The organism is Edwardsiella tarda ATCC 15947 = NBRC 105688 (assembly GCF_003113495.2).
Classification (GTDB): Bacteria; Pseudomonadota; Gammaproteobacteria; order Enterobacterales; family Enterobacteriaceae; genus Edwardsiella; species Edwardsiella tarda.
Genome location: NZ_CP084506.1, coordinates 3174617 through 3198928 on the forward strand (window position 1 = coordinate 3174617; position 24312 = coordinate 3198928).

At 57.9% G+C, this 24312-nt stretch carries 27 protein-coding genes; 6 read left to right on the plus strand and 21 right to left on the minus strand.

Features of this window, described 5'->3' with window-relative positions; translation table 11 throughout:
• Nucleotides 1-41 precede the first annotated feature (41 nt).
• Together DCL27_RS14725 and cysQ are read right to left on the minus strand one after the other, a co-directional pair.
• Nucleotides 42-248 (minus strand): DUF1107 domain-containing protein, encoded by a 207-nt coding sequence (locus DCL27_RS14725; RefSeq protein ID WP_005295986.1) that lies wholly within the window; start codon nucleotides 246-248, stop codon nucleotides 42-44.
• A gap of 354 nt (nucleotides 249-602) precedes the next feature.
• Complete coding sequence (gene cysQ / locus DCL27_RS14730) at nucleotides 603-1343, minus strand: 3'(2'),5'-bisphosphate nucleotidase CysQ (protein ID WP_005281250.1); 741 nt, start codon at nucleotides 1341-1343, stop codon at nucleotides 603-605.
• A gap of 239 nt (nucleotides 1344-1582) precedes the next feature.
• Between cysQ and ytfE the strand changes: the two genes are divergently transcribed.
• Nucleotides 1583-2248 (plus strand): iron-sulfur cluster repair protein YtfE, encoded by a 666-nt coding sequence (ytfE, locus tag DCL27_RS14735; protein ID WP_035600546.1) that lies wholly within the window; start codon nucleotides 1583-1585, stop codon nucleotides 2246-2248.
• Between the two features lie 60 nt (nucleotides 2249-2308).
• Here the strand turns inward: ytfE and DCL27_RS14740 are convergent, their stop codons facing one another.
• Nucleotides 2309-2929 (minus strand): peptidylprolyl isomerase, encoded by a 621-nt coding sequence (locus DCL27_RS14740; protein WP_005281240.1) that lies wholly within the window; start codon nucleotides 2927-2929, stop codon nucleotides 2309-2311.
• A 249-nt stretch (nucleotides 2930-3178) separates the two neighbouring features.
• Here DCL27_RS14740 and DCL27_RS14745 point away from each other — a divergent pair, with 249 nt between their 5' ends.
• Nucleotides 3179-3814, plus strand: coding sequence for a LysM-like peptidoglycan-binding domain-containing protein (locus DCL27_RS14745; RefSeq protein ID WP_005281234.1), 636 nt, complete (start codon nucleotides 3179-3181; stop codon nucleotides 3812-3814).
• Here the strand turns inward: DCL27_RS14745 and DCL27_RS14750 are convergent.
• From DCL27_RS14750 to rpsF, 5 genes are all read right to left on the minus strand, one after another.
• Nucleotides 3798-4166, minus strand: coding sequence for a DUF488 domain-containing protein (locus tag DCL27_RS14750; protein ID WP_005281231.1), 369 nt, complete (start codon nucleotides 4164-4166; stop codon nucleotides 3798-3800). The two genes, DCL27_RS14745 and DCL27_RS14750, sit on opposite strands and share 17 nt — an antisense overlap.
• A gap of 122 nt (nucleotides 4167-4288) precedes the next feature.
• On the minus strand, nucleotides 4289-4738 hold the full coding sequence (rplI, locus tag DCL27_RS14755; protein ID WP_005281230.1) for a 50S ribosomal protein L9: 450 nt from the start codon (nucleotides 4736-4738) through the stop codon (nucleotides 4289-4291).
• A gap of 42 nt (nucleotides 4739-4780) precedes the next feature.
• Nucleotides 4781-5008: a 30S ribosomal protein S18 gene (gene rpsR, locus DCL27_RS14760; RefSeq protein ID WP_000135199.1), complete on the minus strand. Its 228-nt coding sequence runs from the start codon at nucleotides 5006-5008 to the stop codon at nucleotides 4781-4783.
• Nucleotides 5009-5012: 4 nt separating this feature from the next.
• Nucleotides 5013-5330 carry a primosomal replication protein N gene (gene priB / locus DCL27_RS14765; RefSeq protein WP_005295993.1) on the minus strand — a complete coding sequence of 106 codons (318 nt, stop codon included), beginning with the start codon at nucleotides 5328-5330 and terminating at the stop codon, nucleotides 5013-5015.
• An 8-nt stretch (nucleotides 5331-5338) separates the two neighbouring features.
• Nucleotides 5339-5734: a 30S ribosomal protein S6 gene (rpsF, locus tag DCL27_RS14770; RefSeq protein ID WP_005281225.1), complete on the minus strand. Its 396-nt coding sequence runs from the start codon at nucleotides 5732-5734 to the stop codon at nucleotides 5339-5341.
• A gap of 300 nt (nucleotides 5735-6034) precedes the next feature.
• Here rpsF and DCL27_RS14775 point away from each other — a divergent pair, with 300 nt between their 5' ends.
• Nucleotides 6035-6310, plus strand: a complete 276-nt coding sequence (locus DCL27_RS14775; RefSeq protein ID WP_005295997.1) for a YdgH/BhsA/McbA family protein — start codon at nucleotides 6035-6037, stop codon at nucleotides 6308-6310.
• 45 nt (nucleotides 6311-6355) lie between these two features.
• Here DCL27_RS14775 and yjfP read toward each other — a convergent pair whose 3' ends face one another.
• Nucleotides 6356-7105, minus strand: coding sequence for an esterase (gene yjfP / locus DCL27_RS14780; protein ID WP_035598508.1), 750 nt, complete (start codon nucleotides 7103-7105; stop codon nucleotides 6356-6358).
• A gap of 170 nt (nucleotides 7106-7275) precedes the next feature.
• Between yjfP and bsmA the strand changes: the two genes are divergently transcribed.
• Nucleotides 7276-7587: a biofilm peroxide resistance protein BsmA gene (bsmA, locus tag DCL27_RS14785; RefSeq protein ID WP_035598511.1), complete on the plus strand. Its 312-nt coding sequence runs from the start codon at nucleotides 7276-7278 to the stop codon at nucleotides 7585-7587.
• A 171-nt stretch (nucleotides 7588-7758) separates the two neighbouring features.
• The gene (locus DCL27_RS14790) at nucleotides 7759-8034 is read left to right on the plus strand and encodes a YdgH/BhsA/McbA family protein (protein ID WP_005296000.1); all 276 of its coding nucleotides are present in this window, start codon (nucleotides 7759-7761) and stop codon (nucleotides 8032-8034) included.
• A gap of 52 nt (nucleotides 8035-8086) precedes the next feature.
• Here the strand turns inward: DCL27_RS14790 and rlmB are convergent, their stop codons facing one another.
• The 5 genes from rlmB to DCL27_RS14815 form a co-directional block, all read right to left on the minus strand.
• Nucleotides 8087-8830, minus strand: a complete 744-nt coding sequence (gene rlmB, locus DCL27_RS14795) for a 23S rRNA (guanosine(2251)-2'-O)-methyltransferase RlmB (RefSeq protein WP_005296002.1) — start codon at nucleotides 8828-8830, stop codon at nucleotides 8087-8089.
• A gap of 95 nt (nucleotides 8831-8925) precedes the next feature.
• The gene (gene rnr, locus DCL27_RS14800) at nucleotides 8926-11376 is read right to left on the minus strand and encodes a ribonuclease R (protein ID WP_035598514.1); all 2451 of its coding nucleotides are present in this window, start codon (nucleotides 11374-11376) and stop codon (nucleotides 8926-8928) included.
• Between the two features lie 38 nt (nucleotides 11377-11414).
• Complete coding sequence (gene nsrR / locus DCL27_RS14805; RefSeq protein WP_005281203.1) at nucleotides 11415-11837, minus strand: nitric oxide-sensing transcriptional repressor NsrR; 423 nt, start codon at nucleotides 11835-11837, stop codon at nucleotides 11415-11417.
• A 338-nt stretch (nucleotides 11838-12175) separates the two neighbouring features.
• Complete coding sequence (locus DCL27_RS14810; RefSeq protein WP_035598517.1) at nucleotides 12176-13474, minus strand: adenylosuccinate synthase; 1299 nt, start codon at nucleotides 13472-13474, stop codon at nucleotides 12176-12178.
• 99 nt (nucleotides 13475-13573) lie between these two features.
• Entirely contained in the window at nucleotides 13574-13774 is a 201-nt protein-coding gene (locus tag DCL27_RS14815) for a DUF2065 domain-containing protein (protein WP_005281191.1), read from the minus strand.
• A 190-nt stretch (nucleotides 13775-13964) separates the two neighbouring features.
• On the opposite strand from DCL27_RS14815, the gene DCL27_RS14820 reads away from it, so the two are divergent.
• Nucleotides 13965-15077, plus strand: coding sequence for an acyltransferase family protein (locus DCL27_RS14820; protein WP_035598519.1), 1113 nt, complete (start codon nucleotides 13965-13967; stop codon nucleotides 15075-15077).
• A gap of 473 nt (nucleotides 15078-15550) precedes the next feature.
• On the opposite strand, the gene hflC is transcribed toward DCL27_RS14820, so the two are convergent.
• From hflC to amiB, 7 genes are all read right to left on the minus strand, one after another.
• Nucleotides 15551-16552 carry a protease modulator HflC gene (hflC, locus tag DCL27_RS14825; RefSeq protein ID WP_005281184.1) on the minus strand — a complete coding sequence of 334 codons (1002 nt, stop codon included), beginning with the start codon at nucleotides 16550-16552 and terminating at the stop codon, nucleotides 15551-15553.
• Nucleotides 16552-17808 carry an FtsH protease activity modulator HflK gene (hflK, locus tag DCL27_RS14830; protein ID WP_005296008.1) on the minus strand — a complete coding sequence of 419 codons (1257 nt, stop codon included), beginning with the start codon at nucleotides 17806-17808 and terminating at the stop codon, nucleotides 16552-16554. The genes hflC and hflK overlap by 1 nt, the downstream gene beginning before the upstream one ends.
• A gap of 58 nt (nucleotides 17809-17866) precedes the next feature.
• Complete coding sequence (gene hflX, locus DCL27_RS14835) at nucleotides 17867-19147, minus strand: ribosome rescue GTPase HflX (RefSeq protein ID WP_005281179.1); 1281 nt, start codon at nucleotides 19145-19147, stop codon at nucleotides 17867-17869.
• 98 nt (nucleotides 19148-19245) lie between these two features.
• The gene (gene hfq, locus DCL27_RS14840) at nucleotides 19246-19557 is read right to left on the minus strand and encodes an RNA chaperone Hfq (RefSeq protein WP_005281176.1); all 312 of its coding nucleotides are present in this window, start codon (nucleotides 19555-19557) and stop codon (nucleotides 19246-19248) included.
• Nucleotides 19558-19721: 164 nt separating this feature from the next.
• A complete protein-coding gene (miaA, locus tag DCL27_RS14845) occupies nucleotides 19722-20657 on the minus strand; it encodes a tRNA (adenosine(37)-N6)-dimethylallyltransferase MiaA (protein WP_035594195.1) in 936 nt (311 codons plus the stop codon).
• A 14-nt stretch (nucleotides 20658-20671) separates the two neighbouring features.
• A complete protein-coding gene (gene mutL, locus DCL27_RS14850; RefSeq protein ID WP_035598522.1) occupies nucleotides 20672-22621 on the minus strand; it encodes a DNA mismatch repair endonuclease MutL in 1950 nt (649 codons plus the stop codon).
• A 16-nt stretch (nucleotides 22622-22637) separates the two neighbouring features.
• Entirely contained in the window at nucleotides 22638-24305 is a 1668-nt protein-coding gene (gene amiB / locus DCL27_RS14855; protein ID WP_109691560.1) for an N-acetylmuramoyl-L-alanine amidase AmiB, read from the minus strand.
• Nucleotides 24306-24312 lie beyond the last annotated feature (7 nt).

A 24312-nucleotide genomic window follows, 5' to 3' on the forward strand; every position in this document is an offset into this window, starting at 1 on the left:
CCGCCTCACTCTCCTCTCGACGCAATCTGACTGACTGCGCCTCAGGCCATCTCCGCCTGTAGGCGCACGACCTGGCGGTTAATCTCCGACATCACACTGAGATGGCGTTTATCACGTACCTTCGGCAACAGAATACGTCCCATATCAAATTCAAAGGCGCCGATACCATGAATGTAAAGACGACCACGAAATAGCGTCTTGACGTATTTAGCGACCAACAGCGGGTTATACCGCTGAAAGATTTTCATTTTTATTTCTCCCTCTATCACGCTCGTAGTAAGGCAACCTTTCCTCTGCCAAAACGGCACACGAGCGCAGCGCACGATGGACGTTAACTATAGACAGCTTTACCTATGATTAGTGCAAACAGAGCCGAATATTTCGCTAAATTTACCTTAGCTGACAGAATGGTATGCAAAAAGTAATAGGATTTTTTATATTTATATATCGTTAATCGCGCTTTCTAGAGGAAAATCGGAATATCTCACTGTCGCACCGATTGGCGCGACGAGAAGGAAAGCGCACAAGGGTAGCCCTGGGCGCGACACTTGCCCGGCGCGTCTCGCCCCTCAGCGAGGGGAGCACGCCGAGCGTAGACGGTATCAATATAATGAGACGCGGAATCCCGGATTAAGCAACGACTCGGCCGGTGTGTAGTCCAACGTTTTACCTTGCCAATCACGTACCTGAGCGCCTGCCGCCTGAGCGATGGCATGACCCGCCGCGGTATCCCAAACATGCGTCGGCCCAAAGCGGGGATAAAGCTGAGCCGCACCTTCCGCCACCAGGCAGAACTTCAGCGATGATCCGACCATCATCGTCTTATGCTCACCCAACTGTTGCAGATAGTCCGTCAACTCCGCGTCACCATGCGAGCGGCTAATCACCACCACCGGCGGCGCCACATTGCGCACACTGATCGCCATGCGCACGCCATCCAGCTCCTTCCAAGCCTTGCCCTCACTGGCGGCATACAGTACCCCGCTCACGGGAACATAGACCACACCCAACGTTGGCACACCTTGCTCGATCAGGGCAATGTTAACGGTAAACTCGCCATTGTGTTGCAGAAACTCTTTAGTCCCGTCCAACGGATCCACCAGCCAATAACGCTGCCAGTCACGCCGCTGTGCCCATGCCGGCGGTGCCTCTTCTGACAACAGAGGGATGTGTGGCGCAATCTGTGCCAGACCCTGCTTAATCAGCGCATGTGCCGCTAAATCGGCCGCCGTCACCGGCGAGTCATCCCCCTTATAGGCCAAGTCTAACGGCTGCGAGCCCTGATACACCGCCATAATCTCTGTACCTGCCGCACGCGCTAGCTGACACACCTGTTCTAACATACGCTTCCCTCCCTCTGAGTTAAACGTGACGATGACACGCCCTTTCACCCTCCGTCGTGCCTGACGGTATGGACGCACCCATACCGTTCATCATCGGTTTTACCAACAATAAACGCCAGCGTACCGCGTAATTTCCTCTCCATGCTACGGCAATTTCACTGCACGTCATCAACAGGGATGGCATCGAAACTAAATTGCATTTAAAATACAACTTATGCAATTACCCTAAGGAGTCCATCATGACCTATCGCGATCGCCCGCTCGGTGAACTCGCCATCAGCATCCCTCGTGCCACACGCCTCTTCCGCCAGTACCAATTAGATTTTTGTTGTGGCGGTAAACAAACCCTTCAGCGTGCGGCAGCCCGTCACGCTCTAGATTTAGACGCCCTGGAGCGTCAACTGGCCGAGTTGGAACACCACCCCTCTACTCAGCGAGACTGGCAACAGGCCCCCCTGGCGGAACTGACCGCCTTCATCGTTAGCCGTTATCATCAACGCCACCGCGAACAGCTTCCCGAATTGGCGTTGATGGCACAGAAGGTCGAACAGGTGCATGCCGATAAGGTTGGCTGCCCGCGCGGGTTGGCCAAGCAGCTTGACTCACTACGCCAGGAGTTGGACAGTCATATGATGAAGGAGGAGCGTATTCTATTTCCGCTGATCGAACAGGGGGAGGGAGCGCGTTGCCAGGGACCGATCTCGGTCATGGAGCATGAGCATCGTGACGCAGGAGAACTACTCGACGTCATCCGCTTCCTGACGGATAACATGACGCCGCCACAGGGCGCTTGTACCACCTGGCGAGCCCTATATGCCGGTATTAACGAGCTGGTTGATGACCTAATGGCGCACATCAGCCTGGAAAATAATCTACTGTTTCCTCGTGCGCTCGCGGGTAGCTAAAACGGCCAAAAAAAACGGGGCCGTACCACGCCGGCCCCGTTTCCTCGCTGGCAGAAACCCTTAGAGGATATCCAACAGCTCGACGTCGAAAATCAACGCGCTATACGGTGCGATCGCGGCACCGGCACCACGCTCGCCATAGGCCAGCTGATGCGGGATGTACAGCTGCCAGCGAGAACCGACCGGCATCATGCTCAGCGCCTCGATCCAGCCTGCGATCACGCCACCGACCGGGAACTCCGCCGGCTCGCCACGCTGCTCGGAGCTATCGAATACCGTACCGTCGACCAGGCGACCCGTATAGTGCACACGCACCTTATCCTGACGAGAGGGGATGGCGCCTTCACCCTGCTTCAACACCTTGAACTGTAAACCGGATTCCGTCACGGTCACATCGTCCTGCTGTGCATTCTCGGCGAGAAAGCGCTCACCGGCTTCGGCCAATGCCTTCTGCTGCTCACGACGCACCGCATCGGCGCGCTCATGGATCTCACGCAGTGCGCGATGTACTGTCTCAACCGGCACTGCCGGCGCATTCCCTTCCATCGCATCGCGCAGACCTGCCAGCAACGCCTCCGGCTGTAAACCCTGCAGGCCAGACTCATTGAGCTGCTGACCGACCTGAAGACCGATACCATAACTTGCTTGCGCTTCTATACTGTCAAAAGCCGGGGTCGACATGATGTTTCCTTTTCGTCACAGAAAGTAGAACGCGCAGCATAGCAGCGCCGTTGCGATGGGTAAAATGTTGTCGCGATAAGGGTGACTTTTGTCAGCGAAAAAGAAACAATGACCGCCTCGCTATTGTCGCCATCACCATCTCTGGCGATCACGGTGATTTTTCGGATTGTTATCCTATTTATGCCACTTCGGAGCCACTAGGCTGAGTATGGCCCGGATGGCGCGGCCTATCACGCGAGTGAGGTTAACATGGGCAGAATTGCGCCCAAAAAGAGTAAGAGTCCCGGCTATGATGCACTCTTCAGCCGGACGCAATGGTTACGTCTGCGCTCACGCTTGAGCCGCCCCACCCTACGAGTAGGTCCCGATGATCTCCGGCGTAGCTGGCAATGGGGCCGAACGGAACTCGTTACCCTCTGGCACCTGCCGGATCAGTTCGGCTGGATGTCACCATTACCCGCCTTCCACCGTCGCGGGATCATCGCCGCCGCCACCCTACTGCTGCTGGCGCTATTGTGGCCGGCAGCCGATCCTGCGCCATCCGCCTTCCCGGTCGAACGGAGTGTCGACACGGAACCGATGCAAGCCGAACTGCAAGAGGCGGAGCCCACGCCGGAGCAGACTGCCTGGCAAGAGTATCTGATCCAGCCGGGACAAACCCTGGCACAATTGCTACGCGATCATAATCTCGATGTCACCGATGCCTTCGCCATGGCCCGCGTCGAGGGTGAGGATCGGCCACTAAGCAACCTCAAGGCCGGGCAACATGTCCTGATCCGCCACAACGCCCAAGGACAGATCCAGGCATTGAAAATCGAGACCACGGCGAATCAACAAGTCACCTTCCGCCGGACCCTCGATGGCAGTTTTACGCGTCTGCCTTGATCTGTTCCAACAACCAGTCGCGCAACGCCACGGCCTGATTACAATGGCTATCGCGACTGCCATAGAGCAAGGTGATCGCCTCGCCCTGGTGCAGCAATTGCACCAGCGGCTGCCAGGTCTCCGGCGCCGCCGCCAATTCATCCCGATAACGCGCGACAAAGCCCGGCCAATCCAACGTCGCATGATGAAACGCTTGGCGTAATGCCGTCGAGGGTGCCACCGCCTTCAGCCAACAGACACCCTCGAGGCGTGCCTTTGCGATGCCGCGCGGCCAGAGACGATCGGTAAGAAAGGTATGGGGGGGAAAGGGTGCCTGAACGTCATACACCCGCAGCAGCCTGATCGGTGCCATGATGTTGCCTCCACGTGATGCCCATTTAAGAGCAGAGTGTACGCCATGAGGTCGCTGGGTGGCAGGCTAAAAAAACAAAACGCCGGCACAAGGCCGGCGTTTCAGGTCATTGCGAGAGTTGATTACTCAGCAACAACAACCACGTTCAGCTGAGCGAATACGTCGCTGTGAACCTGGAAGTGAACTTCGTGATCACCCAGGGTACGCAGCACGCCATTCGGCAGGCGAACTTCGCTTTTCGCAACAGCAACACCGGCAGCGGTCACTGCATCGGCGATGTCACGGGTACCGATAGAACCGAACAGTTTACCTTCGTCGCCCGCTTTGGACGCGATAGTAACGGTGGCCAGTTCATTGATCTTCGCAGCGCGGGCTTCGGCAGCGGCCAGAGTGTCAGCCAGTTTGGCCTCCAGATCGGCGCGACGAGCTTCGAAGAACTCGATGTTTTTCTTGGTAGCCGGAACAGCTTTGCCGGTCGGAACCAGGAAGTTACGAGCATAACCTGCTTTAACGTTAACCTGATCACCCAGGCTACCCAGGTTTGCTACTTTATCAAGCAGAATAACTTGCATTACCTTATCCTCTCAAAAGTCGTTAATTGACAACGCAGCCGATTACTGATGGCGATCAGTGTACGGCAGCAGGGACAGGTAGCGTGCGCGCTTGATAGCACGAGCCAGCTGACGCTGGTATTTTGCACGGGTACCGGTGATACGGCTCGGTACGATCTTACCGCTTTCGGTGATGTAGTTTTTCAGCGTAGCGATGTCTTTATAGTCGATCTCTTGAACGCCTTCCGCGGTGAAACGGCAGAACTTGCGACGACGGAAATAACGTGCCATTTGGCTAGTCTCCAGAATCAATCAATTCAATCTGCTCGGCATGCAGCACTAACTTGTTCAGGCCATTACGGCCCATATGGCAACTGACGAAGCCATGCACACGTAGTGCGCTGCCGACCGTTAATCTGTGGGTTATTGCCACTAATCCCTCTCCGCTGACAATCACGGGCATTCTGCACCATGCTTGTCGGCTGAGTCCGGCTTCCTGCTGTTGCGATCGATGCTCAAGCACGAACTGACAGTGAGGAATGCCGGAAGGACTGACCTTTCGTATGGGGACTTTGCACACCGTGCCAGCCAGCACCAGACGATTAGCGGTCATAGCGACAATTACTCTTCAGAATCCCCAGCTTCGGTTTCTTCGCTGGTTTCGTTAGCGAAATCTTCGCGACGCTCACGGCGCTCGTCTTTCGCTTTAACCATCGGAGAAGCTTCGGTTACAGCGTGCTTAGTACGCATAACCATGCTGCGGATAACGGCGTCGTTGTAGCGGAAGTTTGTTTCCAGCTCATCGATCACTTCCTGCGGAGCTTCAACGTTCATCAGAACGTAGTGGGCTTTGTGCAGTTTATTGATCGGGTAAGCCAGCTGACGGCGGCCCCAATCTTCCAGACGGTGGATCTTGCCTTCTGCGCCAGTGATGGCACCAGTATAACGCTCGATCATGCCCGGAACTTGTTCGCTCTGGTCAGGATGAACCATAAAAACGATTTCGTAATGACGCATCGAAATTGCTCCTTACGGATTATTCAGCCTCCTGTCGGGGTCAGCCGCAGCCCATGGAGGCAAGGAACGTATTTGTGGGCGGCTGAAAAATGACGCGTCATAATACTGACGACAGCAAGGAAACTCAAGCCATGGTGCAAATTAATTACGGCACACTGTAGACCATGGCGTACGACGCCCCCGGAAAAGCGTAGAAAAGCTGCTAGAATTAAAAATGGGTGACAAGAACGTGATAGTCATCACAACTCATCAGGACGATGCTCAATAAACGCGACGGATATGATCCGTAAGGAGCCTCCGATGAAAACCTCCCGCCTTTTGCTCACGCTGTGTCTGCTCGGACTGAGCGTGACCGCCAACGCCGCCAGCGAGATTAGCGGCAACCAGGGAAACGCGCTGATGGCACGAGAGTTCGCCGTCATCAGCGTTAATCATGATGTCATCAACGTGCAGGATGCTATGGCCGATATCCGTGCGCAGGCCGCCACCGAGGGTGCCGCCTACTATCAGATCATCGCCATCCACGAACCCCTTGCCAATGGGCAAATCCACGTCAGCGCCGTGCTATATCACTGACGTCCCCGCCTCCCCATCCGCCGCGCCATCTGGCGCGGCGTTGCATCATAGCTTTTCACGGAAAAATGCGACGCCTTGCGTCAAGGCCGACGTGGTGATCTTATGGGCAATACCCGGCGCGGTGATGAAGCGAACCTGCCCCATCAAATCACGCGCCGCCAACGCCTGGACTAAGCGCTGGCTCTCATCGGCCGGGACCAGATCGTCGGCCAGCCCATGCCAGATCAGCAACGGCTGATCCGCCAACTGTGCCAAGCGCTCGCTGACATCATACTCGGCAAGTGCCGCGACCCGTTGCTGCACCCACTCATGATCCGCCTCCGTCGGTTGATAGTCACGGGGGAAAAGGTGCTGTGATAACGACAGGTAAAAACCCGACCCCATAAAGCTGGCCGTGGCGCGCAGCCAGGGATAGCGTGCCTTGGCCCCCAAGGCCGTCATGCCCCCCAACGAGGCTCCCGCCACGCCGACACGCCCATCGAGGATCAGACCCGCGCTCTGGAAATGGTCATACAGCAGCGGGAGTTCATCGATATTACTCTGCAAAATATCCCAGAAATGAGCCAAGCGGCGACGAGCATCACCGTCATAACGCTGGCCATGTCCATCGGCCTCGGGCAGCAGTACACGGAAACCGGCGGCGGCCAGCGCATAGCCGAAGTAGGAGTACATCTCCTTCGAGGAGGTGAAACCATGATAGAAAAATATCGTCGGTAATGGCATCTCGCGCTGACCCGCAGGCGCAGCATGCAACACAGGGATACCGGCAACCGTCTGCTCGAACATCTCCACCATACATTGGCTCCAAGGCAATAGAGATAAGGCTGGCATCATCGCCCGAAGCCGTCGCCTAGGCAAGTCTCCTGCACCTCACTCAGCGACGCCGATTTCCCCGGGCAATCCCCGACAAGCGGCGCTAAAATAATCGCAGCCTCACCCCTTTTCTCAGCCGACGGATAAACCCCATGAAGATCGATAAACTGACTCTGGCCCTACTATTGCCCCTGCTGTTAAGCGCCTGCAGCGTGATGGAGGGTAAACCCTTCCCGCCGCCGCCGCCGATCGCCGGCCACGCCCAAGAGCTCCGCCGCGACCAGACCGAAGGATTGAGCAAGATGTGGAACATCACTGCCAGCGTATATGGCAGCCCGATGAACGTGCAGGAAGTGATCCAGCAGCGAGCGGATGCCGCCGGAGCACGCTACTACTATATCGTGATGCTGCAGGAGACGTCGGTACCGGGGCAGTGGTACAGCGTGGCAACGCTTTACCGCTAATCGACTGTTTTTAACAAAGTTTACATAACGCCAATAAAAATCTACACCCGCTGTTTCATTATAAACCAGTCGTGTAGATTTTTTGGCCGCGTTCGCACTCTTAGGTGTGGTATGAGGAGGTATCGCGCAGCCAAAGTTCCCCCGCTGGACGGGCTAGAACCGGGAGGTGCCATGAGTCGTTCTCCGCTACTCACATCATTACTGCTCTCTATCGGTCTGATCGGTACCGCTGCACAATCGGCCGAGTATGCGCAGGCTGATCAGGTCACCGATTTCAACCAGATGGACTTACTCTCGTTACAAGGTATTCTCGGCGATCCGCAGGATGTGGAGCGCACCATCGCGCACCAAGCCGATCGGCGCGGCGCCAGTTACTACCGGATCCTGAGTATGCGCGAGGAGGAGGGGCAAATGGGATGGCGGGCAACAGCGGCACTCTACCGCTAAGAGAGCGGCGTCGGACTCTCAGGGCGCCAGCAAGCCGGCGCCCCATCGTCGATCAACGCGCCGCGCTACGCTGGCGAACCGCCTCAAACAGGCAGATCCCCGTGGCGACCGAGACGTTAAGCGAAGACACGCTTCCCGCCATCGGGATACTGATCAATTCGTCGCAATGCTCACGCGTCAGACGGCGCATACCATCGCCCTCGGCGCCCATCACTAACGCCATCGCGCCCGCCATCTTGCTCTGATACAGCGAGTGATCCGCTTCGCCGGCCGTGCCGATGATCCAGATATTTTCTTCTTGCAACAGGCGCATAGTCCGAGCCAGATTGGTCACCCGGATCAACGGCACGCTCTCTGCCGCCCCACAAGCGACCTTCTTAGCGGTCGCGTTCAGTTGCGCGGAGCGATCGCGCGGCACGATCACCGCATCGATGCCTGCGGCATCGGCGCTACGCAAGCAGGCGCCCAGGTTATGCGGGTCGGTCACGCCATCGAGGATCAGTAGGAATGGCGGATGATCCAACGAGGCGAGCAGATCGGGCAAATCGTTCTCCTGATATTGCCGGCCCGGTTTGACGCGTGCCACGATGCCTTGGTGTACGGCACCCTCCACCTTCTCATCCAGCCATTGGCGCTGGGCGACCTGTACCCGAATGCCGCCCTCCTCCAACTGTTGTAACAGCGGCAGCAGGCGACGATCCTCGCGGCCCTTCATGACAAATACTTCTAAGAAACGCTGCGGATCGCGCTCCAACAGGGCTTTGACGGCGTGAATGCCGTAAATGATTTCACTCATAATCGTCAGATTTATTACTCATCGCCGGCCCCATAAGGGGCCGGCGTTAGATGGGTCGATGGGCGGCGGCCAAGCCGCCCGTATGACGCACCGGCTTAGCCAGCGCTCTTGTTGCGTGCCCGCTTCGCCTTGGTGGCGGCGGCAATTTTACGCGTCTGCGCCGACGGCTTCTTACTCTTGCCGTTGCCCTTCCCTTTCTTGGCGGGCGTCGCAGCATCGCCACGACGGAAAGCACCATCTGGCTCAAAATTGGCCGGCATCTTACCACCGCGTCGTGCAGCACGCGATGGCTTCTTCTCTTTACCGTTGGCGGTCTGCTTCGCCTTGACGCGCGCCGTCTTGCCCGCGCCGCGTACACCACGTGCCGTCGAAATCAGCGCGAAGTCAATCTTACGCTCATCCAGATGTACCGCATCCACCTTCACCTCGACCTTGTCACCCAGGCGATAAACCTGCCCAGAGGACTCGCCGATCAGGCGCTGCCCCACTTGGTCGAAACGGTAGTAGTCATTATCCAGCGTCGAAACATGTACCAGCCCATCGATAAACAGATCGTCCAGGCGTACAAAGAAGCCGAAGCCGGTCACGCTGGTAATGATGCCACCATAGGTCTGACCGACGTGGTCCTGCATGAAGTCACACTTCAACCAATCGGAGACGTCACGGGTCGCCTCATCGGCGCGCCGTTCGGTCATCGAGCAGTGTTCCCCCAGCTGCAGCATGTCCTCCACGTGGTAGTGCCAGCCACCGCTCGGTGTCCAGCGCTCCGTACGCCCCTGCTCACGCGCCAGCAGATACTTGATGCCGCGGTGCAACGACAGGTCAGGATAACGGCGGATCGGCGAGGTGAAATGCGCATAGGCCTGTAGCGCCAACCCGAAGTGGCCGCGGTTCTCCGGATCGTAGACCGCCTGCTTCATCGAGCGCAGCAACATGGTCTGCAACATCTCGTGATCGGGACGATCGGCGACCTGATCCATCAACAGCGCATAATCCTTCGGCTCCGGCTGTGTCCCGCCGCCCAGGGAGAGCCCCAGCTCCGCCAGGACGGTGCGCAGCGCCATCACATGGTCTTCGCTGGGCTTGTCATGAATACGGAACAGCGCCGGCTCGTGGTATTTCTCCATAAAGCGCGCCGCCGAAATGTTGGCCAAGATCATACATTCTTCGATCAGCTTATGCGCGTCGTTGCGAACCGTCGGCTCGATGCGCTCGATGCGCCGCTCGGCGTTAAAGATAAACTTGGCTTCTTCCGTCTCGAAAGAGATCCCGCCGCGCTGCTCACGGGCATGATCCAACGCCTTATACAAAGCATGCAACTCTTCTAGCGGCTTGACCAACGCATGATAGTGCTCACGCAACTCCTGGTCGCCAGCCAAGATGTGCGCCACCTTGGTGTAGGTCAGACGCGCATGAGAGCTCATCACCGCCTCGTAAAACTTATAGGAGGAGAGGCGCCCACTGGCGGCTATGGTCATCTCGCATACCATGCACAGGCGATCGACCTGTGGGTTAAGCGAGCATAGCCCATTGGAGAGCACCTCCGGCAGCATCGGTACCACCTGAGAGGGGAAATAGACGGAGTTACCACGGCTACGCGCCTCGTGGTCCAGCGCGGTGTTGGGGCGTACATAGTAGCTGACATCGGCGATGGCGACCCACAGGCGCCAACCGCCACCACGCTTCTTCTCGCAATACACCGCGTCATCAAAGTCGCGTGCGTCCTCGCCATCGATGGTCACCAGCGGTAGATCGCGCAGATCCACGCGCCCGACCTTGGCTTCCTCCGGTACCTGTTCGCTGAGATCGGCCACCTGGCGCTCAACCTGCTCCGGCCAAGTATGAGGAATTTCATGGCTACGCAGTGCGATATCCACCGCCATGCCGGTCCCCATGTTGTCGCCCAGTACCTCGACAATCTTGCCGACGGCCTTGGTCCGACGCGTTGGGCGCTGGGTCAGCTCGACCACCACCACGTAGCCCATCCGGGCACCGGCGATCGCCTCGGCAGGGATCAAAATATCGAAGCTTAGGCGGCCATCATCCGGCACCACAAACCCGGTACCCGCGTCGGTAAAGTAACGCCCAACGATCAGGCCTGCACGTGGCTCCAGCACGCGCACGACACGAACCTCCTTGCGCCCGCGCCGATCGCTGCCGGTCACCTGGGCCAAGATCACGTCGCCATGCATGCACATCTTCATCTGTTCCGGCGACAGGTAGAGATCATCCTTCTGCCCTTCACAACGCAGGAAACCAAAGCCATCGCGGTGGCCGATCACCGTACCTTTGATCAGATCGAGACGTTCCGGTAAGGCGTAACACTGGCGGCGGGTAAAAATCAGCTGCCCATCGCGCTCCATGGCGCGTAGTCGGCGGCGCAGCGCCTCCAGATCATCGTCACTGGTCAGCGCTAACTCCTGCGCTAGCTCCTCACGGCTGACCGGCTTCTCGCGCTTGGCCAGGTGCATCAGAATAAATTCACGACTGGGGATCGGGGAGGCGTATTTTTCGGCTTCGCGTTCCAGATAGGGATCTTGTGACATTGGGGTTCCTCCGTTGTCATCAGCATGCTGCCGCGGGACTAGACCAGCAGCAGTTTATAAAGCGGTGAGTTATGTTCTATCAGGTCGGCCAAGGTGCATTTATCCAACTCTGCCAAGAAGGCTTCCGTCGCACGCTGTAGCACAGGCTTCAACCGGCACGCCGGCGTGATATGGCAAAACGACTGCGAACAGTTAACCAGTGTCAACGGCTCCAGCTCACGCACCACGTCACCGATGCGGATCTCGCTAGCCGGACGCCCGAGGCGGATACCGCCATTCTTACCGCGTACCGCGGCGACAAAGCCGGCCCGACTAAGCTGGTTGATTATCTTGACCATGTGATTACGCGACACGCCATAGACTTCCGTCACTTGGCTGATGCTGGTCATCTGCCCCTCTGGCAAGGCGGCCATATACACCAGGGCGCGCAAGCCAAAATCGGTAAAACTGGTTAACTGCACGAATACCTCTATTTATCACACCGCATCGGCGGTGAGTCGTGGAGAAGGGTCGGCCTGGCGTACACCACCACGCCTCGTCACGGCGAGGAGAACGCCCCCACCGCTCACGGATACGGTAGATCGCGCGAGGCGAGGGAGGGGAACTAGGCTAGACTCCATAACAACACACGTTCTCAAGGTGCCTGAATCGTTAGGGAGACTACCTATACTGGATAATAAACCAGCCAGATGAAAGCGACTAATTTATTTAGTGATATCGGCGAGGATTGAGCCGATACGCGGAGGCGAAAACAACAAACCGGCCCATAGGCCGGTTTGTTAACGACGGTACGACGCGCTTAAGCGTCGAACGGATGGCGCAGAACGATGGTTTCCGCACGATCCGGACCGGTAGAGATGATATCAACCGGTACCCCAGTAACGTCTTCGATACGCTTGATGTAGTCCAGCGCCGCCTGCGGCAAGCCATCACGGCTCTTCACGCCGAAGGTGCTCTCTTTCCAACCCGGCATGACTTCGTAGATCGGCTCGATGCCTTCCCAGCCTTCGGCGGCCAGTGGCGTCACATCCACTTCGCGACCATCCGGCAGACGATAGCCGACGCAGATCTTCACTTCATCCAGACCATCCAGCACGTCCAACTTCGTCAGGCAGAACCCCGACAGCGAGTTCAACTCGACGGCACGACGTACGGCGACCGCATCCAACCAGCCGGTACGGCGACGACGGCCAGTTGTCGCGCCAAATTCGTTACCCTTCTCGCACAGGAAGTCACCCACCTCGTCGAACAGTTCGGTCGGGAACGGACCCGCGCCCACACGGGTAGAGTACGCCTTCACGATCCCCAGCACGTAATCCACGCAACGCGGACCAATACCTGAACCGGTCGCCACGCCACCCGCGGTCGTGTTGGAGGAGGTAACATACGGATAGGTACCATGATCGATGTCCAGCAAGGTGCCCTGGGCGCCTTCGAACATCACATAGTCACCGTTACGATGGGCTTTGTTCAGCAGATCGGCGACATCGACAACCATGCTGGTCAACAGGTCGGCTACCGCCATCACCTCATCCAGCACCTTCTGGTAGTCGACGGCGTCGACATGGTAGTAGTTCACCAGCTGGAAGTTATGGTATTCCATAATCTCTTTCAGCTTGACGGCGAAGCTCTCTTTATCGAACAGATCACCCACGCGCAGACCACGGCGAGCGACCTTGTCTTCATAGGCCGGGCCGATACCACGACCGGTGGTGCCGATGGCCTTGGCGCCACGCGCTTTCTCGCGCGCATTGTCCAGCGCGACATGATACGGCAGGATCAGCGGACAGGCTTCAGACAGCAGCAGGCGCTCACGCACCGGCACACCGCGTGCTTCCAGCTCGGTCATTTCACGCAGCAGCGCGTCCGGCGCCAAAACCACGCCATTGGCGATGATGCTGACGACGTTTTCGCGCAGAATGCCTGAGGGAATCAGATGCAGAACGGTTTTTTCACCGTTAATGACTAGCGTATGGCCCGCGTTGTGCCCGCCCTGATAGCGTACAACATACTTGGCCCGTTCAGTTAGGAGGTCTACGACCTTACCTTTACCTTCGTCACCCCATTGGGTGCCCAGTACGACGACGTTCTTACCCATTTTAGCTATTCACCACGTTGTTAAAAATGGATTCTACCATCTCACTTTTCAGCTTTCAGCTCTTTTTCGCACACGATTGCGCAAATTTTGTCTGACATATCATCCACCGAGGCGACTACGCAACATGTAGTAGATCACCAGCCCGGCAACCACTAGACCACCGCCATAACGGCGCAATAATCCATCAGGCAACTGCGTCATGGTGGCGATCATTCGCCGCCATGCCTGCGGAAAAAGCATTGGCCCCAACCCCTCGACTACCAATACCAGCGCCAACGCCATCCAAATCGTCGAATTCATCTTTCCCCCGTGAACGACCCCTCGGGCCGAGTGTCTGAATAAGGTGCGCGATTCTATAATTGGAAGCACAGAACGCCAAACTCCACGTGCTTAGCCCGCCATGCCTACGCACGGCGTAATTTTCAGAACACTCCTTAGCCAATATGGCATAACATCCGCTATAATCCGCCAACTTTTTTCAGGAGGCGAAATGAAACCAGGGCGCAACCACTTCTTTGACATTTTGCGCGTCGTATCGGTGCTCTTCGTGATCACCTCGCACTATAGTTATATGTTCGATACCAGCAGCGTGCTGACCTTCCCGCGTGAGTATCTGACCGCAGGCATCGGCCGATTGGGTGTCTCATTTTTCTTTATGATCTCGGGCGCGCTGGCCTACCTGTCGCTACGCAAATATGCGGCCGGCGAGTATTACCTGCGACGCGTCTATTCGGTGTTGATCCCTTACAACATCGCCTATTTTGGTATGGCGCTACTGCTGTTGGCACTGAGCGCCTTCTTCATTTACCCCAATAATCCGCTGGCCGAGGTCGGGCCGAGCGGTAGCCGATCAGTGCTGGATATGTTGCCCTCGGTACTCGGCTTCGACCATTACCTGCACGGGGTGTATGAGATCAAGACGGTCTATTTCACCGGGGAGTGGTTTATCGGGTGCATCATTCTGTTGTATGCCATCTCACCATTGATTTACCGCGCTATGGTACGCTACCCGATGTGGACCATGCTGGCTACCGTCGCCATCACACTGGCCGCCTATGATACCCGCGTCACGAATCCCTATTGGTCGGCGCAGGTGCGTATCAGTGACTTCACCTTCGGGATGCTGTTTATCCATCTGCAGATCCAGTTTACCCGTTACGCTCGCCCATTGGCGCTGCTGGCTGGGTTGTTGATCACCGCCGGCGTCACCTGGGCACATCTCAGCCACCAGACGGTGCGTGAGGTGCTATTCCCCCTGGCGCCGGTGAGTCTGTTGTTCGCCGTGGCTTTCTTCTTCATCGTCCAGGCGCTCTACCAGCTGCTGCACCCCTGGCTCAGCCGGCCGCAGGTCAGTCAGGTTCTGCTCAGCCTCGCCTCGCGCGCCTATATCATCATGCTGTTGCAACATGTGGTGGTGATCTTCCTCAGTGCCAATCTGGACATGTCGGTACTCAATGCCACACAGGCCATCGCCCTATACCTGATCGTACTGGTGGCCATCGAACGCCTGTCGGTCCTGTTTAAGCCCCTGGCGGTGAAGACCGAGCGTCTGCTGATGAGCAAGACGCTGCGCCGCAATGTCGGGCAATTGCCCACCGCCTGACCACTAGGCTTCGCATCATCATCAGGGATACCTACGGGTATCCCTTTTTATGCGCCATTCCCCCTCAACACGCCGGCACGCTTACCACATGGCCGACTCGTTGGGAATAGTCGCGACATCAAACACGCCCAACGCCGCGGGGTGAACCCGGCAATAAACGCATGTCTACGGGCAAGAGGGGGCGATAGCGAATAGTTGTCGGACGAACCAAACCACGTTAGCAAGAGGACCTTCAAGGAGGTCATCACTATACGTGGAGGCCTCATGTGCGCTGAGGCTGATCACGATAGCGTCCCTAGGACGACTGACGCCTTGCAGGGCGGAGAATCCCTCCAAGCCGCACATTACCCAAGCGGGCCACAAATAAAGCCCCAGATGCCTCTTGTCGCCCCTTCTCGCCCCTCGCCGCGGTATACGCCAGAGCATAAAAAAGGGATGCCCATGGGCATCCCTTCGCGGTGTCATAATTCGGCTTACTTGCTGCCTTTACCATCCGGTGACTTCATGTACTTGAAGAAGTCGCTATCCGGGCGCAGCACCATCACATCCTGGCCAGCCTTAAAGCTATTCTCATAGGCCTTCAGGCTACGGATAAAGGCGAAGAAGTCGGGATCTTTACTGAAGGCATCGGCAAACAGCTTAGCCGCCTCGGCATCCCCCTCACCCCGAATGATACGCCCTTCACGCTCCGCTTCCGCCAGGGTACGCGTTACCTCGTAGTCGGCGGTGGCGCGCAGTTTCTCAGCCTCCTCCTGCCCTTGAGAGCGATGACGGCGGGCTACCGCCTCACGCTCAGCACGCATACGCTGGTAGATAGCGTCGGAGACTTCCGTCGGCAGGTTGATCTGCTTGATACGCACATCCACCACCTGGATCCCCAGGGCCGCCATGCTGTTCGGGTTGACCGCCGGCGCCTTGCCGTTCGTCTCCCGCGCCACACGCGCCGCCGCGCTGGCGATGGCATCATCGGCTTCGGTCGGGGCCGCCGCATCGTCTACCGTACCGGTGTTCAATGCATTGCGCACATCTTCCATCAACTTACCGCGTGAGTCGGTAACGATATCCTTGATATCCAGACGACCAATCTCGGAACGCAGACGGTCGCTAAACTTACGCTTCAGCAACACCTCGGCCTGAGAGATATCGCCACCGCCCGTCGCCAGGTAGTAACGACTGAAGTCACTGATACGCCACTTGATATAGGAGTCGACGATCAGATCCTTCTTCTCCTTGGTCACGAAGCGATCCGCCTGGTTATCCATGGTCTGGATACGCGCGTCCAACATCTTCACCGATTCAATAAACGGTATCTTCAGATGCAGACCCGGCGCATACACCAGCGGCTTATTTTCGTCATCACGCAACACCTTACCGAAGCGCAGCACGATACCGCGCTGCCCTTCTTGTACCACGAACAGAGAAGCATACAACGCGACCAGCACGACGATGAGAATCACTAACAAAGACTTACGCATTAATAATCTCTCCCCAGACGAGTGGTATCGTTACGCTGAGCGTTGACGCGACGCTGGTCCATCACGCTGCTATCCGTGCTACTGCTGCTACTGCTGGCCGATTTGTTACTGGCCTGCGGCGGGTTGAGACGGATCAGGCTGGTATCCTTGCTGTCGCTCGTCTGCGCCGCGCCCTTATCGCCACCACGCATGATCTGATCCAACGGCAGCACCATCAGGTTGTTGCTCTTGTCGTCGACCAGCACCTTACGGGTTTGACCCAATACGCGCTCCATGGTCTCCAGATACAAACGCTCACGGGTGATCTCCGGCGATGCCTTATACTCCGGCAACAGACGAGAGAAACGCCCGACCTCACCCTGGGCCTCAAGCACGGTACGGTCCTTATACGCCTTGGCGTCTTCCAGGATACGCTGTGCCTGACCATTGGCGCGCGGCTGCACCTCGTTGGTGTAGGCTTCTGCCTCACGGATGTACTGCTGCTCGTTCTCACGCGCGGCGATGGCGTCATCAAAGGCTGCCTTCACCTCTTCCGGCGGGCGCGCGGCCTGGAAGTTAACGTCCAGGATAGTGATCCCCATATGGTATGGACGGATGATCTCCTCCAACACCTTCTGGGTATCATTACGGATAACGGTACGCCCTTCCGTCAGGATGGTGTCCATGGTGTACTTGCCGATCACCGCACGCAGGGCACTGTCTGTCGCCTGGCGCAGGCTGTCATCGGCATTGGTCACGTTAAACAGGTACTCTTCCGGATTGGTTACCCGGTATTGTACGTTCATCTCGACGCGCACCACGTTCTCGTCGGAGGTGAGCATCACCCCAGAGGCGGCCAGTTCACGCACCGACTCGACGTTCACCGGGATAACATCATCGATAAAGGTCGGCTTCCAGTTCAGGCCCGGTTGCACCAGATGGCTGAACTTACCAAAACGTGTCACGACGCCACGCTCCGCTTCCTTGATGGTGTAGAAACCGCTGGCGGCCCAGATCACCACCACGGCAGCTACGGCGAGGCCGACCACCTTCTTCGCACCGATCGATGAGCGTGGGCCGCCCGCCGAGCCATTGCTTTTACCTCCGCCGAGGCCGCCCAGCTTCTTACTCATCTTACGGAACAGATCATCCAGATCCGGAGGCCCCTGGTCGCGCCCCCCCTTATTATTGTTTCCGCCGGAGTTGCCGCCATTGTTATTGCTGCTCCCCCACGGGTCGCGGTTCTGTCCGTTATTACCGGGCTGATTCCACGCCATGCTTCGCTCCATTCTTCATTGATTGGTGTTCCTCAGGACTCAATCTAGCAGGCAATTGCTAAACGATAAAGCTTATCAATTCCTGTTGTTGCTTGCAGAGACGACGCCAGTCAACGACCGGCATACGGACCTGGAGTCCGATGCTGCCATCCTCTTCAATCCATTCCTTTTCGATTGCCTGAAGCTGGTAAAAACGGCTGCGCAAACGCCCTGCCGCTGGCGGCAGACGCAGCGTATAGCTGGCGATCTCACCGCCCAGACGTTCACTTAACGCCTGGAATATCAAATCCATCCCGCAGCCCTGCTGGGCCGATACCCAGACACGCCACGGACGGTTTTCTTCATCACGATCGATACGCGGCGCAAAGTCCGGCAGCATGTCGATCTTGTTCATCACCAACAACACCGGGATGCCATCCGCCCCGATATCTGCCAGTACGGTATTGACCGCGTTGATATTCTCATCGACCCGCGCGTCCGATGCATCAACGACGTGTAATAAAAGTGAAGCCTGCCGGGTTTCCAGCAACGTGGCCTTGAAGGCCGCGACCAAATCGTGCGGTAAATGGCGGATAAAGCCGACGGTATCGGCCAATACCGTCGCCCCGACATCATCGACCTCGACCCGACGCAGGGTGGGGTCTAGCGTGGCGAACAGCTGATCGGCGGCATAGACGCTGGCCGTCGTCAGGGTATTAAACAGCGTCGACTTGCCGGCGTTGGTATACCCCACCAAGGAAACCGTCGGGATCTCGGCGCGCACTCGTGCTCGGCGCCCCTGCTCGCGCTGTTTCTCTACCTTCTCCAGACGCCCCAGGATCAAATGGATGCGATCGCGCAACAGACGACGGTCCGTCTCCAACTGCGTCTCGCCCGGCCCACGCAGGCCGATCCCCCCCTTCTGGCGTTCCAGGTGGGTCCAGCCACGCACCAGGCGGGTCGCTAAGTGGCGTAACTGAGCCAGCTCGACCTGCAACTTACCTTCATGGGTACGTGCCCGTTGGGCAAAGATATCCAGGATCAGCCCAGTGCGATCGATGACACGGCACTGACATAGCCGCTCCAGGTTACGTTCCTGCGCTGGCGACAACGGATGGTCGAACAGCACCACCGAGGCGTCGGTCTCGGCGACAGCTTGGGCGATCTCTTGCGCCTTGCCCTCGCCAACAAAGTATTTGGGATGTGGTGCCTTACGGCTACCCGTAATGACGCGCAACGCCTGCACGCCTGCTGAGGAGACCAGAGATTCAAACTCACTCAGATCTTCGCTATCTTTTTCCTGAGAAAAATAGATATGAACCAATACGGCCTGTTCACCGGCTTCGTAACGGTCAAACAAAGGAGAAACCTCTCAAACGGCATAGTCCGATGAGAACGGAGAGCGCAGATGACGATTCGCCATCACGGCTCCCCGACGGGACTGACCAACAATACGCCTTATTCAGCGTCATCGCTGCCCTGAGTGGACTGGGAAGCGGCCTGACCGGCGTGATGATAGTTACTGCTACCCGTGCTGCCTGCACCCGCATTACCGCTATGGTGAGACACCGGACGGGAAGGGACCACAGTAGAAATCGCGTGCTTATAGACCATCTGGCTGACCGTGTTCTTCAACAGAATGACAAACTGATCAAAAGATTCAATCTGACCTTGCAGTTTAATACCATTCACCAAATAGATCGAAACTGGGACACGTTCACGACGCAGCGCGTTCAAGAACGGGTCTTGTAAAGATTGCCCCTTAGCCATTCTATCTTTTCCTTATTTGCTAGTTGCTTGTTGTATATAACAATCGTTCAGTACTAAGAACCCGATGGTTCTAATCAAAATAAACTGCGTAAAAAATGCGCACGGTGTACTATCCGGTTCACAAAGGCCAAGCAAACGCACAGCCATAGCCCAATTGTACACAATCAGTCAAGCGATGCACTAACAACCTGTGCCACGCAATCCAGTGCCTCAGCGGGCTTGTCGCTGTCCAGCCACTGCACGGACTCCCATCCACGTAACCAGGTCATCTGCCGCTTCGCCAACTGACGGGTAGCGCAAATGCCGCGGTAAACCATCTCATCATAATCAATTTCACCGGCCAAATAGGACCACATCTGGCGGTAACCGACACAACGCACCGACGGCAGATCGGGATGCAGATCGCCCCGGGCAAATAGCTTACGGGCTTCCTGTTCAAATCCGGCCGCCAACATTTGCTGAAAGCGCAACGCGATACGCTGGTGCAGCAATTCACGACTCGACGGCGCGATGGCAAATTGGCTGACGCTATAAGGCAACGCTTCCCCGCTAATGCGAGTCAGTTCAGTTAAAGTGTTACCCGAAACGAAAAAAACTTCCAGTGCGCGGCTCAGTCTCTGTGGATCATTCGGATGAATACGTGCCGCCGCCACAGGATCGATACGCGCCAACTCATGATGCAAGGCCTGCCAGCCCTGTTCACGCGCCTGTTGCTCGATGCGCGCACGTACGCCTGCATCCGCGGGCGGTAACGGAGATAACCCCTCTAACAGAGCCTTGTAGTACAACATGGTGCCGCCCACCAGTAGCGGAATACGCCCCTGCGCGGTGATCTCGGCCATCTCACGCAACGCATCGGCGCGAAAGTCAGCGGCAGAGTAACTCTGCAGCGGATCACGAATATCGATCAGTCGATGCGGGGCCCGCGCCAACTCCTCTGCGCTAGGCTTAGCGGTGCCAATATCCATGCCGCGATAGATCAACGCCGAGTCGACGCTGATAATCTCCAGCGGAAAGCGCTCACGCAGCGCCATAGCCAACGCTGTCTTGCCCGAGGCGGTCGGCCCCATAAGAAAAATTGCCGGAGGTAATTTCTGCATCTGCTTGTCGTTACTCAACTGGGTTGTTCCGCCTGGCGTAATCGCGCCACGGCGGGGTGTAAATCCAACGGCTGCAAAAGCGCCAGGGGCGGCGACTTTACCAGTTGGGGCGCAAGACGTTCAAGATCGGCCAACAGCTGTACCGCCTGCGCCAGTGTCCATCTCTCCGCCTCCTCACCCTGCCAATGATCGGCCAGCCAAGTCGCCACGCTCGCGAGATCACACGCCGCTGCCGTCGCCAGGTAGCCTAACAGTTGCGGGATCAGGCGCGGCAAGTTTTGTTGCCGTAATGGCAGTGGAGCCGCGTGTAATAAGGCATGCTGGCGCTCCAGTGTCAGTTGGATACCCAGCTGCTGTAACAGGCCCGCTTGTGCCTGCAACGCGCATCGCTCCGCCTCCTCCAGCGTCAGTCGTACCGGGATCAACAACGGCTGCGCCTTCAACGCCTCATCCGCGGCCGGTAACAGCTGTACCCGCAACAAGCAGCGGCGGCCATAGTCGAGATTGAGCAATGCCACCCCCGACCGACTCTCGGTCAAGGCGATCCCCTCGGCGCACAGGGTCAACACGCGTCCCAGCGTCTCTGTCGTCATCTCGGAGCGATCGGCGACACACAAACTTGGCGCAACCGGCGACGCATCGGCACTCGCCGGAGTCGGTGACGAGGTCAAGACGGGCGATGACGCCGCGGCGGCCTCCTGCGCACGACTGGCCGGCCCCCGCTCCGCCGCCAGTAGACGCTGATAAAGCTCGCCCTCCCGGCGACGAAAAATCTCGCCGGCGGGCAGGCGCGGAGTGGCTCCGCCACGCGTAACGGCATGGGCCGGTGCGAGGGGTGCCTCCGTCGTGGGTCGGGTAAATCGGTTCTCCCCCGCCGAGGCACGGTTTTCGAGCGCTCGACGCGGTGCAGGCTCTGCCTCCCTAAGCGTGGGTTCGGCAGCGGGAGCGGCCGTCAGCGCAGTCGGGGACGCCTGCTGCAACACCTCGACCACCGCCTGATAGATAAAGTCATGCACCAGACGCGCCTGATGGAAGCGCACCTCATGCTTAGCCGGATGCACATTGACATCGACCTGACGCGGATCGATCTCCAGATACAGCACATAAGCGGGCTGATGCTCATCGTTCAACCGATCCTGATACGCCTGACGAATGGCATGCGTGATCAGGCGGTCACGCATCATGCGTCCATTGACGTAACAGTACTGTAGCTCGCCGATCTGACGCATCCCTTGCGGTGCCGCCACCCAACCGTGAATGGAGAGATCGTCGTGCCGCCAGGTCACCGCCAAGGCATGCTGTATAAACGGTGCACCGCAAATAGCCGCCAAACGACGCTCATGCGCCTCCCCCTCCCGTACCGCTCGATACTGACGCACCGTCTTACCGTTATGTTGGAGGCTCAGGGTAATGTCAAAGCGAGCTAAGGCGATACGCCGCACCACCTCATCAATATGCGCGAATTCGGTCTTCTCGGTACGCAAGAACTTACGCCGCGCCGGGGTGTTATAGAACAGATCCAACACCTCGACTGTGGTACCCACGGGGTGTGCTGCTGGCTTGACCGTCACCGCCATCTCGCGCCCTTCGGCATACGCCTGCCATGCCTCAGCCTGCTCGGCGGGCCGCGACGTCATGGTCAGTCGCGATACCGAGCTGATGCTCGCCAACGCCTCACCGCGAAACCCCAGACTCACGATCGCTTCAAGATCATCCAACGTACTGATCTTACTGGTGGCGTGACGCGCCAGCGCCAAGGCCAGCTCCGCCTTACCGATGCCGCCACCATTGTCGCGGATGCGGATCAGCTTAGCGCCGCCGCGCTCGATATCGATGTCGATACGCGTCGCGCCCGCATCCAAGCTGTTTTCTACTAACTCCTTCACCACGGATGCCGGACGCTCGACCACCTCACCGGCGGCAATCTGGTTAGCCAACTGTGGTGGTAAGATCTGAATCGGCATAGCGCTATCCTTTGGGTTAACGCGACGGGATGCGCAGTCGTTGCCCCAACTGCACCTCGTCGCTCTTCATTTTATTCGCCTGGCGAATCGCCTCCATGCTGACGCCATATTGTGCGGCGATACGCGTCAGCGTGTCGCCACGCTTCACCAAATGAGTCACTGACTCACGACTCGCCGCCGGGCGAGAGACGGCACGCTCCTGCGCCGGAACCTTCAGACGCTGACCGACCCAGACCCCCTCTTTCTTCAGGTTATTGAGCCGCATCATGCCGCTCAGGGTCGAGCCGTAACGATTGGCGATCCCCAGCAGCGTCTCGCCGCGCTGTACCACATGGATCTGTGTCGCAGACGGCGTCGTCGCCGTAGCCCGGGTGGTGCTACCGGCCGCGGTGGCTTTCAGCGGCCGGTTTTCCACTTTTGGGCCATTTTGCAATGGGTGCGCCAGAAAGTAACTGCGTACCCCCAGATAGATCGCGCGGGCGACCCGCTCCTGATGCTGGCCATTCCCCAGCAGACGCTCCCCTTCGCTATTACTGATAAAGCCGGTCTCCACCAGCAACGAGGGAATATCCGGGGAACGCAACACACCTAGACTGGCGTGCTCCGGATGACGCTTGTGCAACCGACCGACGCTCTGCATCTGACGCAACACCTGGACTGCCACGTCGTAGCCGACCCGTTGCGAGTGGCCGAATTGCAGATCCAAGACCGTCTGGCTGAGGTACTTATCCTGATTACTGTTGGCCAGTACGTCGCCGGCGCCGCCCAGCAATTCGGACTGCTTCTCATGTTGCTCCAACCAGCCGGCCATCTCGCTATTGGCACGCCGATTAGAGAGCACCCATACGGAGGCGCCATTCGCGCTGCGATTCGGCGCGGCATCGGCATGAATCGAAATCAACAAGTTAGCCTTCTCTCGCCGCGCGACGTCAGAACGCCCCATCACCGAGATGAAATAATCGCCGCTACGCGTCAGTACCGGCTGAAACATCGGGTCCTCGTCCATCAGCCCCTGCAATCGGCGGGCGATCGCCAGGGTGACATCTTTTTCTCGGAGTCCGCCCTGACCGATGGCGCCGGGATCCTGACCACCGTGCCCGGCATCGATCGCCACCACGATACGGGAACCATCATAGCGCCCTCGGTTCTTGGCCGTCTGTACCGGCACCGCCGGTGTCGATGCCGCTCTCGCCTCCGGGGCTGGTGCCGCCGGGCGGGTACGGGCATGGAACGGATTCTTACCCGACGCGGCGGGCTCTGGCGCCGCGCTGGCGCGCTTAGGCGCGGCACGCTCCTCCGCCCGAAGGGTCAAGACCGCCCGATGACCACTACGGCTTAGCGTGACCCGGGCGGGTTGCGTAATATCGAACACCAGTAACACTTTACCCGCGCGCTGCTCGCCGCCGTCACGAATGCGGCTAAGCATGTTCTCCCCACTAAACTGCATCGGCAAGCCGCCCGTGATACGCTTACTCTCGGCGATCTCGACTAAGACTCGATCGGGGTTACGCACGACACGTTGAGTCAATTGTGGCGGGGCATTAAAGCTCAGCGTGACCACCGCCTGGCGATCGCCATTGCTCACCTGAATATTGGTCAACTGGGCGGCGGAGGCCATCGTAGCCAGGCACCACCCCAGCGTCAGGGGGAAGATAAAACGCAAAAACCGCTGCAACAACCTCATCAATGCC

Coding starts and splice junctions, on each gene's coding strand:
- DCL27_RS14725 (WP_005295986.1), bottom strand. CDS start 248: ATGAAAATCTTTCAGCGGTATAACCCGCTGTTGGTCGCTAAATACGTC.
- cysQ (WP_005281250.1), bottom strand. CDS start 1,343: ATGTTAGAACAGGTGTGTCAGCTAGCGCGTGCGGCAGGTACAGAGATT.
- ytfE (WP_035600546.1), top strand. CDS start 1,583: ATGACCTATCGCGATCGCCCGCTCGGTGAACTCGCCATCAGCATCCCT.
- DCL27_RS14740 (WP_005281240.1), bottom strand. CDS start 2,929: ATGTCGACCCCGGCTTTTGACAGTATAGAAGCGCAAGCAAGTTATGGT.
- DCL27_RS14745 (WP_005281234.1), top strand. CDS start 3,179: ATGGGCAGAATTGCGCCCAAAAAGAGTAAGAGTCCCGGCTATGATGCA.
- DCL27_RS14750 (WP_005281231.1), bottom strand. CDS start 4,166: ATGGCACCGATCAGGCTGCTGCGGGTGTATGACGTTCAGGCACCCTTT.
- rplI (WP_005281230.1), bottom strand. CDS start 4,738: ATGCAAGTTATTCTGCTTGATAAAGTAGCAAACCTGGGTAGCCTGGGT.
- rpsR (WP_000135199.1), bottom strand. CDS start 5,008: ATGGCACGTTATTTCCGTCGTCGCAAGTTCTGCCGTTTCACCGCGGAA.
- priB (WP_005295993.1), bottom strand. CDS start 5,330: ATGACCGCTAATCGTCTGGTGCTGGCTGGCACGGTGTGCAAAGTCCCC.
- rpsF (WP_005281225.1), bottom strand. CDS start 5,734: ATGCGTCATTACGAAATCGTTTTTATGGTTCATCCTGACCAGAGCGAA.
- DCL27_RS14775 (WP_005295997.1), top strand. CDS start 6,035: ATGAAAACCTCCCGCCTTTTGCTCACGCTGTGTCTGCTCGGACTGAGC.
- yjfP (WP_035598508.1), bottom strand. CDS start 7,105: ATGGTGGAGATGTTCGAGCAGACGGTTGCCGGTATCCCTGTGTTGCAT.
- bsmA (WP_035598511.1), top strand. CDS start 7,276: ATGAAGATCGATAAACTGACTCTGGCCCTACTATTGCCCCTGCTGTTA.
- DCL27_RS14790 (WP_005296000.1), top strand. CDS start 7,759: ATGAGTCGTTCTCCGCTACTCACATCATTACTGCTCTCTATCGGTCTG.
- rlmB (WP_005296002.1), bottom strand. CDS start 8,830: ATGAGTGAAATCATTTACGGCATTCACGCCGTCAAAGCCCTGTTGGAG.
- rnr (WP_035598514.1), bottom strand. CDS start 11,376: ATGTCACAAGATCCCTATCTGGAACGCGAAGCCGAAAAATACGCCTCC.
- DCL27_RS14810 (WP_035598517.1), bottom strand. CDS start 13,474: ATGGGTAAGAACGTCGTCGTACTGGGCACCCAATGGGGTGACGAAGGT.
- DCL27_RS14815 (WP_005281191.1), bottom strand. CDS start 13,774: ATGAATTCGACGATTTGGATGGCGTTGGCGCTGGTATTGGTAGTCGAG.
- DCL27_RS14820 (WP_035598519.1), top strand. CDS start 13,965: ATGAAACCAGGGCGCAACCACTTCTTTGACATTTTGCGCGTCGTATCG.
- hflC (WP_005281184.1), bottom strand. CDS start 16,552: ATGCGTAAGTCTTTGTTAGTGATTCTCATCGTCGTGCTGGTCGCGTTG.
- hflK (WP_005296008.1), bottom strand. CDS start 17,808: ATGGCGTGGAATCAGCCCGGTAATAACGGACAGAACCGCGACCCGTGG.
- hfq (WP_005281176.1), bottom strand. CDS start 19,557: ATGGCTAAGGGGCAATCTTTACAAGACCCGTTCTTGAACGCGCTGCGT.
- miaA (WP_035594195.1), bottom strand. CDS start 20,657: ATGCAGAAATTACCTCCGGCAATTTTTCTTATGGGGCCGACCGCCTCG.
- mutL (WP_035598522.1), bottom strand. CDS start 22,621: ATGCCGATTCAGATCTTACCACCACAGTTGGCTAACCAGATTGCCGCC.
- amiB (WP_109691560.1), bottom strand. CDS start 24,305: ATGAGGTTGTTGCAGCGGTTTTTGCGTTTTATCTTCCCCCTGACGCTG.